Below are 12,569 nucleotides of genomic sequence, written 5' to 3'. Positions count from 1 at the left end.
CGGGCGACGGGTCAGACGCGGCTGCGCAGGCGGGACACCAGGGCGGTCACGGACCGGCGGTTGCGCTTGGGCAGCCTGCCCTCGGCGGCGTCGGCGATGATCGCGTCCACCGTCTCGGCGGCGTCGGCCTTGTTGGTGCCGATGCCGCCGGTGGGGCCGCGCTTGATCCAGCCGACGACGTACTCCCCCGGCCTGCCCGCCACCCGCCCGTCGGCGTTCGGGATGGTGCCGGTCAGCTCGTCGAACGGCAGGCCGGGCACGGGGGTGCCGTGGTAGCCGACCGACCGGATGACCTGGTCGGCGGCGATCTCGACCATGCCGTCGGCACCGGAGGCGCGCAGCCCGCGCACCCGGGTGTCCCCGAGTGCCGCGAAGGGCGCGGAGTGGAAGCGGAGCACGATGCGCCTGCGGCCGGGCGCGGGCGGGGCGGACCAGTCGACGGCCTCCTGCGCCACCCCGCGCAGCAGTGCCGCCTTGTCGGCGGGCGCGGCTTCGGCGATGGCCTGCACCGTGCGGGGGTCCTCCGCGTCGACGACCACGTCGACGTCGTCCCTGGCGAGGAGGGCGATCAGCTCCGCGCGGGTGTAAGCGGCGTCTTCCGGGCCCCGGCGGGCCAGGAGCACGACCTCGCGGACCTTGCTCTCGCGCAACCGGGCCAGCGCGGCGGGGGCGATGGACGTGCCCGCCAGCGCGTCCGGGTCGGCGGTGAGGATGCGCGCCACGTCCACCGCGACGTTGCCGTTGCCGACCAGGACCACGCGCTCGGCGGACAGGTCGACCGCGTCCTCGGCGACGTCCGGGTGGCCGTTGTACCAGGCCACGACGGTGGTGGCGGCCAAGCTTCCGGGCAGGTCCTCGCCGGGGATGCCGAGGGTGCGGGCCGAGGAGGCGCCGACGGCGTAGACGACCGCGTCGTACCGCGCCGCAAGGTCGGCCGTTGTGACGTCCCGGCCCACCTCGACGCCCAGCCGCAGCCGCAGCCTGGGGTGGCTGTGGAAGCGGGCGAACGCCTCGCCGATCTTCTTCGTGGCCGGGTGGTCCGGGGCGACGCCGAACCGCACGAGGCCACCGGCGACGGACAGCCGGTCGATCAGGGTGATGCGCGCGCTGGTGCGCAGCAGCAGGTCCTGCACGGCGTACATGCCCGCCGGACCGGTGCCCACCACCGCCACCTCCAGCGGCGCGGGGTTGCCGGGGATCGTGCGCTCGAACGTCGGCGGTCCCCAGTGGTGCAGGTTCGGCGTGGCGGCCTCCGCGATCACGTCCCGGCCCGCGAAGTACTCGGCGTTGATCCCGGCGTAGACCTGGAGCGGCCCGGTCAGGGCGGCCACCGGGAAGATCGCGTCCACCGGGCACGCGTCGACGCACGCGCCGCAGTCGATGCACGCCTTCGGGTCGATGTAGAGCATGTCGGTGCTGCCGAAGTCGGGCTCACCCGGTGTCGGGTGGATGCAGTTGACCGGGCAGACCGAGACGCAGGACGCGTCGTTGCAGCAGGTCTGGGTGATCGCGTAGGCCATGGCTCAGATCAGGTTCGCGCGCTTGTAGAAGACGGTGGCGGCACGGGTGAGCAGGCCCGCGGAGTGCAGGAACTCCATCAGCCCGGCGCAGCTTGAGCGCAGCATCGCCTTGTGGTGCTCGTTGGCCTTGGCCTCGCGGCGGGCCCGCTCGGCGTCGAGGCCCGCGTTGGCGTAGATGTCCTCGTTCCACATGCTCGTGACGATGGCGTAGGCGGCGATGGCGACCACGAGGGCGTTGAACTGCTTGCGCGCCCAGCCCGCGCCCGCCAGCCGCTCCTTGGTCTCCTGCCTGGCGAACTTCATGTGCCGGGATTCCTCGACCACGTGGATGTTGTTGATGGTGCGCACGAACGGCACCACCCGCTCGTCGCGCATCCAGTCGCGCTGCATCACGTCGAGGACCTCCTCGGCGACCAGGATGGCGGCGTAGGCGGCCTCCCCGAAGGCGAGGGTCTTGAACCCGCGGCCCAGCTCCACGACGACCCGGCGCGGCCGGTAGGCGGGGGCGCCCAGCTTGGCGGCGCCGCGGGCGAACATGATCGAGTGCCTGCATTCGTCGGCGATCTCGGTCAGCGCCCACTGGAACGCGGGGTCGGTCGGGTCCTTGGCGTAGAAGTCCCTGAGCACCATCTGCTGCAGGATCATCTCGAACCAGATGCCGGTGCTGGCCACCGACGCGGCCTCGTGGCGGGTCAGCTCGCGCTGCTGCTCGGGGGTCATCTCGTCCCAGTACGAGGTGCCGTACAGGGTGCTCCACTCCGGGCTCGCGCCGTGGTAGGCGGTGTCGAGCGGGGTCTCCCAGTCGACCTCCTCCACGGGGTCGTAGGACGAGGTGCGCGCGGAGTCCAGCAGCGCACTCGCGACGGCCTGCCGGTCCGGCGCGAACACGTCCGTGCGGCCACGAGGATCGACGCTGGTCATGGGGCCTCCTGACATCATCGAGCATGTTACCCAAGGTTACTGTTACCCAAGGTAACACATCTGACGTCGGGGCCGCACGGGTAATCTCCCCTGCTCGCGCGGGCTGGTCAACACCCTCTTCGACCGGGTGCCCCACCCAGCTCGGACTTACACCACCTCGCGGGCCACGGCGCAGCGGGATGCGGTGCAGGCAGCACCGGGGCTTGAGGTGCTGCCGGGTCTGCCCGATGCCGTGTTCGGGCGGGTGGGCCGCGCGTGGCCACCGTGCTGATTGCGCCGGCGGCGCAAGCGGCGCCCGGCGGTCGGCGGCGGCCCGATCGGGGTGCTCGGCGGCTCGCTGGGTGGGGCCGTCGCGCTGCGGGTGCTCGCCGAGGAGCCCGGCATCGAGCCCGCGCCGCAACTGCCACAGGCGCGCGAGGTGGACGCGGGCCTGACCGCGTGGTTCCGGCGCCACCTCGCCGTGGGCGCACGGGGCTGACGGCCCGACCTCACCGCGCGCACAACCGGTCCAGTGCGGACTGACTGGCTTCGTCGGCCGCGCGGCAGATCATCAACCGCTGGTCCGGGTCCTGCACGGGTATCAGCACCTCGAAGTCCAACGCGATCACCCCGACGTCGGGGCGCCGCACCACCTTGAGCCCGCGACCGCTGACCTTGACGTCCCGCTCGGCCCACAGCCGCGCGAACTCCTCGTGGTGGGTGGTCAACCCGGTGATGAGCCCGGCCAACTCCGCGTCCTCCGGGTGCGCGGCCCACGCGGCGCGCAGGTAGGCGATCCCCTGCCGCACGACGTGCTCGCGGTCGTCGTAGAACCCGCTCACCTCCGGGTGCAGCAGGCACAGCCACATCGCGTTGCGCTGCGACGGCGGCAGGGTGCCGAAGTCCACCAGCAGCCCGGCCATCTCGCTGTTCCAGGCGAGGATGTCGAAGCGGTGGTTCATCAGCATGGCGGGCAGCGGCGACAGGTCGGCGACCAACCGGGCCAGGGGCGGCGCCGCGGCGGTGGCGGGCCGGTCGGCGGTGCGGGGGCGCTGGTGGGCCAGGTCGAACAGGTAGGCGCGTTCGTCGGGGGCCAGGCGCAGCGCCCCGGCCAGCGCCTCCACCACCTCCGCCGAGGGCCGCAGCCCGCGGGCCTGCTCCAACCGCACGACGTAGTCGACGCTGACCCCGGCCAGTTCGGCGACCTCCTCCCGGCGCAGCCCCGGGGTCCGCCGGGACCGCCCGCGCGGGGGCAGGTCGAAGTCGCGCGGGTCAAGGCGTTCGCGCCGGGTCCGCAGGAACGCGGCCAGCTCCCGCGCCTGGTCGATCGTGCGGGTCGTCATGCCCGGTCCAACAGCCGGGGTGGGACTGCTCTTCCCAGGAAGTCCTCTCCCTTATCCCCGGGTCGCGGCGGTCGCAGACTCGGTCCCGACAGCGGATCACGAGCACAGGAGGACACGATGTCGCTCACCCTGGACAGCTACCGGCTGCTGGGCCGCTCCGGGCTGCGGGTCTCACCGCTGGCGCTGGGCACGGCGACCTTCGGCACCGAGCTCGGCTGGGGCGCGGAGAAGGACGAGGCGCGCAAGCTGTTCGACACCTACGTCGAGCGCGGCGGGAACTTCGTCGACACCGCCAACACCTACACCGGCGGCAGCGCCGAGCGCTGGCTGGGCGAGTTCACCCGGGACGACCGCGAGCGCCTGGTGCTGGCCACGAAGTACACGACGCTGCGCAGGCCCGGTGACCCGAACTCCACGGGGAGCCACCGCAAGAGCCTGTTCGCGTCGGTGGAGACCAGCCTGCGGCGGTTGGGCACCGACTACCTCGACCTGCTCTACCTGCACGTGTGGGACTTCACCACACCCGTCGAGGAGGTCCTGCGCGGCTTGGACGACCTGGTCCGCCAGGGCAAGGTGCTGTACGTGGCGATGTCCAACGCCCCGGCCTGGGAGGTCTCGCGCATGCAGGCGATCGCCGACCTGCGCGGCTGGTCGCCGCTGGTCGGGTTGCAGGTCGAGTACAACCTCCTCAACCGGGCCGCGGAACGCGACCTGATCCCCATGGCCAGGGCGGTGGGGCTGGGGGTGACCCCGTACTCGCCGCTGGCGGGCGGCCTGCTGACCGGCAAGTACCGCCGCACCGACCTGACCGCGGCGGACACCGGGGAGAGCACCCGCAGGAGCTTCAACGCGGACCTGGGTCTGGTCAGCGAGCGGAACCTCGCGATCGCCGACGTCGTGCGGGAGGTCGCCGCGGAGCTGGGCCACACCCCCGCGCAGGTCGCGCTGGCCTGGACCCTGGGCAACCCGGACGTGGTGGCACCGATCATCGGCGCCCGCACGCCCGAGCAGCTTGAGGGGAACCTGGGTGCCCTGGAGGTCGACCTCACCGCCGCCCACCTGGCCCGCCTCGACGAGGCAAGCGCCATCGACCTCGGCTACCCGCACGACCTGCTGGCCAGTGACCACATCCGCACCGTGGTGAGAGGGGACCTGAAGATAGGGAGCCGCCGCTGACAACCTGCCGGGACCGTGCGGCGGTGACAGGTGGGGCAGGCCACCGGACTGGTGCGGGGGTCTGCCCCATCGCCCGGGGGCGGCCGGGTTCCTACCTTCGACACCACCTACGAAGGGGGTTCTGGTGCGTCGAGTGGCGGTGGCCGCGGCTGTGGTGTTGACGGTGGGGGCGGTGGTGGGCGCTCCCCCGGCCCTGGCGGGGTCGGGGGTCGCGGGCGTGCTCTGGCACGGGTGCTCGACCGGGCCGGACGACCCGCTGGGCGCGGCGTTGGACGAGGCGGGCGCGGAGTGCGGTGAGGTGCGCGTCCCGGTGGATTACCGGCAGCCGCGCGGGCGGTCGATCGACGTCGCGCTGGCGCGGGTGCGGGCGACCGACCCGGCGCGGCGGCGGGGTGTGCTGGTGGTCAACCCCGGCGGCCCGGGGGTGCCGGGGGTGGAGCAGGTACTGCTGGCCGGGGCAGTGCCGCAGGTCGCCGCGCGCTACGACTTCGTCGGGGTGGACCCGAGGTTCGTCGGGCGCAGCGCGCCGCTGCGCTGCGACTGGGACACCGACACCTTCCTGCGCTCGGCCGGTCCGGACCGGCGGACGTTCACCGAGAGCGCGGACCTGGCCCGGCGGCTCGCGGCGGGCTGCGCCGCCGACCGCGACCTGCTGCCCTTCGCCTCCACCCGCAACACCGCCAGGGACCTCGACCTCGTCCGGCGGGCGCTCGGCGAGGAGCGGATCTCCTACCTCGGGGTGTCCTACGGGACCTACCTGGGCGCGGTGTACCTCCAGATGTTCGGCGCGCACGCCGACCGGTTCGTGCTGGACTCCGCGGTCGACCCCGCCGTCCACGGACCCGGTCTGCTGCGCCGCAGCGCCCCCGCCGTCGCCGCCGCGCTGCGGAACTGGGCGGGCTCGGCGGCGGCCCGCGAACTCGGCGCCGACGCCGACGCGGTCCTGGCCACCGTCGACCGGATCAACCAGGCCGCCACCCGGCGACCGCTGCGCGTCGGTCAGTACTCAGTGGACGAACATGTCCTGCCCTACCTGCTCTTGGTGGGCCTCTACGAGGACAGCCCCGAGGCGCAGGCCGACCTCACCGCCACCGTGCGCGCGCTCGACGCGGCGGCCAAGGGGATCGCGGTCACCCCGCCGCCGACCCTGGACGGCCTCCTGGCGGGTGTCCTCACCGGCGCGGGGCAGGCCACCGACCGGGCGGGCACGCCCATCCTGTGCGCCGACCGCGCCGTGCCCCGCGACCCGGGCACCTACTTCCGCGACATCCAGGCCCACCGCGCCGACGAACCGCTGTTCGGTCCGCTGACCCGCAACATCACCCCGTGCGCGTTCTGGCCGGTGCGCCCGGCGGAGCCACCCACGACCATCGGCACCGGCGCCCCGGCCCTGGTCGTCGGCGCCGACGGCGACCCCGTCACCCCGTACGCGGGGCAGCTCGCCCTGCACCGCGCCCTCCCCGGCTCCCGCCTGGTGACCCTGCGCGGCGCGTTCCGCCACGGCGTCTACCTCGCCGCGGGCAACACCTGCCTCGACACGGCGGTGCAGGACTACCTGCTCGGCGGCGCACTCCCGGCGACAGACCGGACTTGCGGCTGACCAGGCGGTTTTGGTCCGGCGGACACGCCACGACGCCCGGCCCGGGTGACCCGGGCCGGGCGTCGTGGGTGGCCGGGGTGGGTCAGTCGGCGATGGTCATGACCACGGCGGCGCGGGCGCGCATGCCGTCGTCGTCGCGGTCGTCGTCGTCACCGTCGTCGTCGCCGCAGGCGGCGAGCAGCGGGAGCAGTCCGAGAACGGCCGTGGCCGCCAGCAGGCGCAGTGGGCGGCGGGTGGTGTCGGGTGCCATGGTGTGCTTCCCATCCTCAGCGGACATACCGGTCACTCCTCCCATACCCCCTCCGGCACGTGGTCAAGCACCGCGCGCACGACAATGGCCGGTCACCACCCGTGCTCGGGCGGTGACCGGCCATCGGTTGCTCAGCGGGCGGGTACCGGGGCAGGCAGCGCCGCGACGATGTCGACCACGCGGTCCTTCGCGTCGCCGAAGAGCATCTGGGTGTTCTCGCGGAAGAACAGCGGGTTCTGCACCCCGGCGTAACCGGAGGCCATCGACCGCTTGAACACCACCACGTTACGCGCCTCCCACACGTGCAGGACCGGCATGCCCGCGATCGGGCTGGCCGGGTCCTCCGCGGCGGACGGGTTGACCGTGTCGTTCGCGCCGATCACCAAGACCACGTCGGTGTCGGCGAGGTCGTCGTTGATCTCGTCCATCTCCAGGACCACGTCGTAGGGGATGTTCGCCTCGGCCAGCAGCACGTTCATGTGCCCGGGCAGGCGCCCGGCCACCGGGTGGATGCCGAAGCGGACCTCGACGCCCTGGGCGCGCAGGCGGCGGGTCATCTCCGCCACCGGGTGCTGGGCCTGGGCCACGGCCATGCCGTAGCCGGGGGTGATCACGACCGTGCGCGCGGAGGTGAGCATCTCGGCGACCCCGGCCGCGTCGATCTCGCGGTGCTCGCCGTCGACCTGGGCGGCGCCGGACGCGGTCGGGGCGCCGAAGCCACCGGCGATCACGGAGATGAACGAGCGGTTCATCGCCTTGCACATGATGTAGGACAGGTAGGCACCGGAGGAGCCGACCAGCGCGCCGGTGATGATCAGCAGGTCGTTCGACAGCAGGAAGCCCGCGGCGGCGGCGGCCCAGCCGGAGTAGCTGTTGAGCATCGACACCACGACCGGCATGTCACCGCCGCCGATGGAGGCGACCAGGTGCAGCCCGAGCAGCAGCGCCACGACCGTGACCACGCCGAGCACCCAGATCGCGGGCTGCACCACGAACACGACCGTGAGCACCGCGAAGGCGACGAGGGCCAGCAGGTTGAGCACGTGGCGGCCCGGGAGCTGCAACGGGGAGGAGTTGATCCGGGCGGACAGCTTGAGGTAGGCGATGATCGACCCGGTGAAGGTCACCGCGCCGATGAACACCCCGATGACGACCTCGGCGTGGTGCACCCCCAGCAGCGACCCCGTCAACCCGTCCTCGGCGCCGTGGTCGAGGTAGCCGTTCCACCCCACCAGCACCGCGGCCAGGCCGACGAAGCTGTGCATGAGGGCGATCAGCTCGGGCATGCCGGTCATCTCGACGACCTTGGCCCGCCACAGGCCGATGGCGGCCCCGACGACCAGCGCGACCACCAGCACCAGCAGGCCGGTCGTCCCCGAGTCCAGGTTCGCGGCGACCGCGGCCACCAGCGCGATGGTCATGCCCGCGATGCCCGTGCGGACGCCGGTGCGCGCGGTTTCGTGCTTGGCCAGCCCGGCGAGGCTGGCCAGGAACAGCAGCGCGGCCAGGAGGTAGGCCGCGGTGGTCAGTGTCTGTGCGGTCACCGGTCAGCTCCTCGAGAACATGTTGAGCATCCGCCGGGTGACGGCGAAGCCACCGACGATGTTGATGGTGGTGAGCAGGACGGCGGCGCCCGACAGCCCGGTCACCAGTGCGTCGCCGGTGCCGATCTGCAGCAGCGCGGCCACCACGATGATCCCGGAGATGGCGTTGGTGACCGACATCAGCGGCGTGTGCAGCGCGTGGTGCACGTTGCCGATCACGTAGAAGCCGATGACGACCGCGAGCGCGAAGACGGTCAGGTGACCGGCCAGGGGCGCGGGCGCGACCGAGGTGATCCCGAACAGCACCAGCGCGCCGAGCGCGGCACCCGCGGCGCGCAGCCACGGCCGCCGGACCGGCTCCTCCTTCGCGGTGGCCGCGTCGGCGGGCGCCGCGGCTGCCGCCGCGGCCGGGGTCGCGCTGACCGACACCGGGGGCGGCGGCCAGAGGACCTGGCCCCCGTGCGCGACGGTCATCCCGCGCTGCACCACGTCGTCGAGGTCGAGGGTCAGCCGACCGTCCTTGCCCGGGGTGAGCAGGCGCAGCAGGTTGACCACGTTCGTGCCGTAGAGCTGCGAGGCCTGCGCCGGGAGGCGCCCGGGCAGGTCGGTGTAGCCGATGAGCGTGACCCCGTTGTCGGTGACGACGACCTCACCGGCCACGGTGCCCGCGACGTTGCCGCCCTGCGCGGCGGCCATGTCGACGACCACGCTGCCCGGCTTCATCGAGGCGACGTGCTCGGCGGTCAGCAGCCGCGGAGCGGGCCTGCCGGGGATGAGCGCGGTGGTGATGACGATGTCGACGTCGGCGGCCTGCTCGGCGTAGATCTCCGCCGCGCGCCGGTCGTAGTCCTCGGAGGTGGCCTTGGCGTAGCCGTCGGTGCCCATGTCCTGGACGACGTCGACGGCGAGGTACTCCCCGCCGAGGGAGCGGACCTGGTCGGCGACCTCCGGCCGGGGGTCGGTCGCGCGGACGATGGCGCCCAGGCTGTTGGCCGCGGCGATGGCGGCCAGCCCGGCCACACCGACCCCGGCGACGAGCACCTTGGCCGGGGGCACCTTGCCCGCCGCGGTCACCTGGCCGGTCAGGAAGCGGCCGAAGGCGTGGGCGGCCTCGATCACCGCGCGGTACCCGGCGATGTTGGCCATCGAGCTGAGCACGTCCAGCGACTGGGCGCGGGAGATCCGCGGCACCGCGTCCATGGCCAGCGCGGTGACCCCCTGCTCGGCCAGCACCGCGACCCGGTCGGGTTCGAGGGCGGGGGCGAGCATCGAGATCGACGTGGCACCCGCGCGCAGCCGCCGGATGTCCTCGGCCGGGGGCGGGTTGATCCCGATGACGACGTCGGCGTCCCACACCGGACCGTCGACCACCTCGGCGCCCGCGTCGCGGTAGGCCTGGTCGTCGAACCCCGATCGCGTGCCCGCCCCGGACTCGACGGTGACCTGGTAGCCCAGCCCCAGCACCTTCCCGACGGTGTCCGGGGTCAGGGCCACCCGGGTTTCGGCCTTCTCGGTCTCGGCCCGGACTCCGACGCTCGGCGCGGCGCCCGCGGTCGGTTCACTGTCGTTCACACGATCTCCTCTCACGCCGGTGCGCGGCGCCGGATGGGTCAGCCCCGGTGCGGGGCGTGTCGATCGCTGCGGGTGCGCGATCCCACCGTAGGAAGGGAAGGTACCGCGAAAACCGGCCGTTTCTGGATATGGCGATGCTCGCACCGCAGCGAAATCAAGCCGTTCCGAATAGTGGGAACCGCATCGGTGGCTTTGTACCGGCACCGTGGCGCGGCGAACTCGCCCACGGGTTCCGGGCGGGACGCGGATTCGCCCGGCCGTGCTTTTGTCACCTCGGCGCGCACGCGTCCAGGCAACACGCCGACGGTTCTGCGCCCTGTGCTGCCGCATTCCGGCGCGCGGGGGACCCCGGGGGCCGCGTGGCCGATTTCATCTCGTCCCGGCGGGCGCGGGTGGCGGCGGACCGGTGGGCGGTGATCGGCATGTCAACGGCGAACGCCCTCGGGGGGTTCCGCGTGGTCCGGGTGCGGCACAGGACGTCTGTCACATTGACTCGGGGGGTCGGGCGGCAGTATCCGATCCACCGTCGCCGATGTCGGAATCGCGCGGGCCCGGACGGAGGGCACCGGGTCCCAGGTGGACGGTCCGGGGTCACGGTTCGACGGGTACCGCCGGGCGGGTGATGGCGGCGAGGACGAGGCCGCGGATCTCCTCGGCGATGGCGGCGGTGTCCAGGGGTGGGTCGTGCGCCTGCCACTCCCGCAGCAGACCGGTGATGGCGCCGACGACGGCGTAGGCGGTGAGGCGGTAGTCGCGGTCGGGGGCGTCGCCGCGGGTGGCGGCCAAGCGGGCCTCCGACTCGATGAAGTCGGCCCAGCGGCGGACCCACTCCTGGTGCTGCCGGTCCAGGTCGGCGCTCACCCCGACGGCCTCGACGTAGTTCAGGCGCGGCAGGCGCGGGTCGGCGGTGATGCCCGCGATGAAGGTGTCGATCAGGACCCGCACCCTGGTCGCGGTGCTCGCGCCCTCGACCTCGGTGAGCCTGCCGCCGACCCGGCGCAACGCCTCGGCGTTGATCCGGTCGTGCAGGGTGAGCAGCACCCGCTCCTTGGCCGGGAACTCCTCGTAGAAGTTGCGGGTGGACACCCCGGCCAGCGTGCACAGGTCGACGATCTTCGTCTGCTGGTAGCCGCGGGCGGTGAACAGCTCCAGCGCGGCCAGCAGCAGCCGGGCCCGGCGCTGCGCGCGGCGGTCGGCGGCGGGGACGCCCCCGTAGGCGCGCCTGGGCGGTGTGGTCACCGGTGCTCCCGTTCCCGCCCGGGGCAAAGTGGTAATCGGGCTTGTCGCTTCGGCGGTGCGGACCTAGGTTCCGAAAATCGGAGTTTCCACAATACCGGAGGCACCATGGTCCGCCGATCCGCCCTGGTCTCGTCCCTGGTCGCGCTCGCGCTGCTCACCTGCGGGCCCGCGCCCGCGGCGAGCGCCGCCGAGCCCCTGCCGGTGCCGTCGCAGGACGCCTTCTACACCCCGCCCGCCCCGCTCCCCGCCGGTTCACCCGGTGACGTGCTGCGCAGCAGGCGGGTCGACTGGCACCCCGAGCCGTTCCGGGTCCTGCCCGCACCGGTGAACGCCCACCAGGTGCTGCACCTGTCCACTTCGGCCACGGGCGCGCGCATCGCGGTGTCGGCCACGGTCCTGGTGCCGCCGGACGCCTGGCCCGGCCCCGGCCCGCGCCCGGTCGTCGCCTACGCCATGGGCACCCAGGGACTCGGCGACCAGTGCGCGCCGTCCTACCACCTGCGCGCGGGCACGGAGGTGGAGATCGCGTTCCTGGTGCAGGCGCTGCTGAAGGGCTGGGCCGTGGTGGTCACCGACTACGAGGGCCTGGGCACCCCCGGCACGCACACCTACGCGGTGGGCCGCTCCGAGGGCCACGCGCTGCTCGACGCGGCCCGCGCCGCCACCCGACTGCCGGAGGCGGGCCTCGACCGGCACGCCCCGGTCGGCGCCTTCGGCTACTCCCAGGGCGGGCAGGCCGCCGCCTGGGCCGGTGAGTTGCAGCCGACCTACGCGCCCGAGCTGAACCTGGTCGGGATCGCCGAGGGCGGGGTGCCGTCGGACCTGGACGAGGTCGCCGAGTCCAACGACGGCAACCTGGGGTCCGGCCTGCTGGTCGCAGCCGCGGTGGGCTACGCCGCCGCCTACCCCGAACTGCCGTTCGCCGACCGGCTGACCCGGCGGGGGAAGGAGCTGACGGCCAAGGTGCGGGACGCCTGCGTCGCCGAACTCGCCCTCGCGGCGCCGTTCACCCGGCTCAACGACCTCACCACGACCCCGGACCTGATCGACTCCCCCGCCTGGCAGGCCCGGCTCGCCGAGAACCGGCTGGGCACGACCGCGCCCACCGCCCCGGTCCACCTCTACCACGGCACGCTCGACGAACTGATCCCGTACGCGGCGGCGGAAGGGCTGCGCGACCGCTACTGCGCGCGCGGCGCCGACCTGCAGTGGACGTCGATCCCGCTCGCCGGGCACATCACCGCCGTCTCGGTGTGGGGCACCGCCGCGCTGAACTGGCTCGGCGACCGCTACGCGGGCAAGCCGACCCGACCGTCCTGCTGACACCTCGGATGGGGTGACCGCAGCAGGGGGTGATCACCCCGCCCGGACGCCGACGAGCCCGGCCGATCGCGGGGATCGGCCGGGCTCGTCGGGGTGCAGCGG

10 protein-coding genes and 1 pseudogene are annotated in these 12,569 nt (G+C 73.4%); 4 read left to right on the top strand and 7 right to left on the bottom strand.

Annotated elements, in window-relative coordinates; all coding sequences use genetic code 11:
* Positions 1 to 11 precede the first annotated feature (11 nt).
* Together L6E12_RS32405 and L6E12_RS32400 are read right to left on the bottom strand one after the other, a co-directional pair.
* Entirely contained in the window at positions 12 to 1,520 is a 1,509-nt protein-coding gene (locus L6E12_RS32405; RefSeq protein WP_236231734.1) for an FAD-dependent oxidoreductase, read from the bottom strand.
* Between the two features lie 3 nt (positions 1,521 to 1,523).
* The gene (locus L6E12_RS32400; RefSeq protein WP_236231733.1) at positions 1,524 to 2,441 is read right to left on the bottom strand and encodes a diiron oxygenase; all 918 of its coding nucleotides are present in this window, start codon (positions 2,439 to 2,441) and stop codon (positions 1,524 to 1,526) included.
* A gap of 364 nt (positions 2,442 to 2,805) precedes the next feature.
* Here L6E12_RS32400 and L6E12_RS32395 point away from each other — a divergent pair.
* A pseudogene (locus L6E12_RS32395) lies at positions 2,806 to 2,919 on the top strand (alpha/beta hydrolase); the annotation flags it as partial.
* A 10-nt stretch (positions 2,920 to 2,929) separates the two neighbouring features.
* Here L6E12_RS32395 and L6E12_RS32390 read toward each other — a convergent pair.
* Positions 2,930 to 3,763 (bottom strand): helix-turn-helix transcriptional regulator, encoded by an 834-nt coding sequence (locus tag L6E12_RS32390; protein WP_236231732.1) that lies wholly within the window; start codon positions 3,761 to 3,763, stop codon positions 2,930 to 2,932.
* A gap of 117 nt (positions 3,764 to 3,880) precedes the next feature.
* Here L6E12_RS32390 and L6E12_RS32385 point away from each other — a divergent pair, with 117 nt between their 5' ends.
* Both L6E12_RS32385 and L6E12_RS32380 read left to right on the top strand, forming a co-directional pair.
* A complete protein-coding gene (locus L6E12_RS32385) occupies positions 3,881 to 4,939 on the top strand; it encodes an aldo/keto reductase (protein WP_236231731.1) in 1,059 nt (352 codons plus the stop codon).
* 124 nt (positions 4,940 to 5,063) lie between these two features.
* Positions 5,064 to 6,539, top strand: coding sequence for an alpha/beta hydrolase (locus L6E12_RS32380; RefSeq protein ID WP_236231730.1), 1,476 nt, complete (start codon positions 5,064 to 5,066; stop codon positions 6,537 to 6,539).
* Between the two features lie 82 nt (positions 6,540 to 6,621).
* Here the strand turns inward: L6E12_RS32380 and L6E12_RS32375 are convergent, their stop codons facing one another.
* From L6E12_RS32375 to L6E12_RS32360, 4 genes are all read right to left on the bottom strand, one after another.
* Positions 6,622 to 6,816, bottom strand: a complete 195-nt coding sequence (locus tag L6E12_RS32375) for a hypothetical protein (protein ID WP_236231729.1) — start codon at positions 6,814 to 6,816, stop codon at positions 6,622 to 6,624.
* Between the two features lie 104 nt (positions 6,817 to 6,920).
* Positions 6,921 to 8,333, bottom strand: coding sequence for a Re/Si-specific NAD(P)(+) transhydrogenase subunit beta (gene pntB / locus L6E12_RS32370; protein ID WP_236231728.1), 1,413 nt, complete (start codon positions 8,331 to 8,333; stop codon positions 6,921 to 6,923).
* Between the two features lie 3 nt (positions 8,334 to 8,336).
* Positions 8,337 to 9,905 (bottom strand): Re/Si-specific NAD(P)(+) transhydrogenase subunit alpha, encoded by a 1,569-nt coding sequence (locus L6E12_RS32365; RefSeq protein ID WP_308075421.1) that lies wholly within the window; start codon positions 9,903 to 9,905, stop codon positions 8,337 to 8,339.
* Positions 9,906 to 10,496: 591 nt separating this feature from the next.
* Complete coding sequence (locus tag L6E12_RS32360) at positions 10,497 to 11,144, bottom strand: TetR/AcrR family transcriptional regulator (protein ID WP_236231727.1); 648 nt, start codon at positions 11,142 to 11,144, stop codon at positions 10,497 to 10,499.
* Between the two features lie 105 nt (positions 11,145 to 11,249).
* Here L6E12_RS32360 and L6E12_RS32355 point away from each other — a divergent pair, with 105 nt between their 5' ends.
* Entirely contained in the window at positions 11,250 to 12,467 is a 1,218-nt protein-coding gene (locus tag L6E12_RS32355) for a lipase family protein (protein ID WP_236231726.1), read from the top strand.
* Positions 12,468 to 12,569 lie beyond the last annotated feature (102 nt).

The sequence above is a fragment of the Actinokineospora sp. PR83 genome, assembly GCF_021056305.1.
Taxonomy (GTDB): domain Bacteria; phylum Actinomycetota; class Actinomycetes; order Mycobacteriales; family Pseudonocardiaceae; genus Actinokineospora; species Actinokineospora spheciospongiae.
This window is presented reverse-complemented; position numbering and strand designations above follow the sequence as displayed.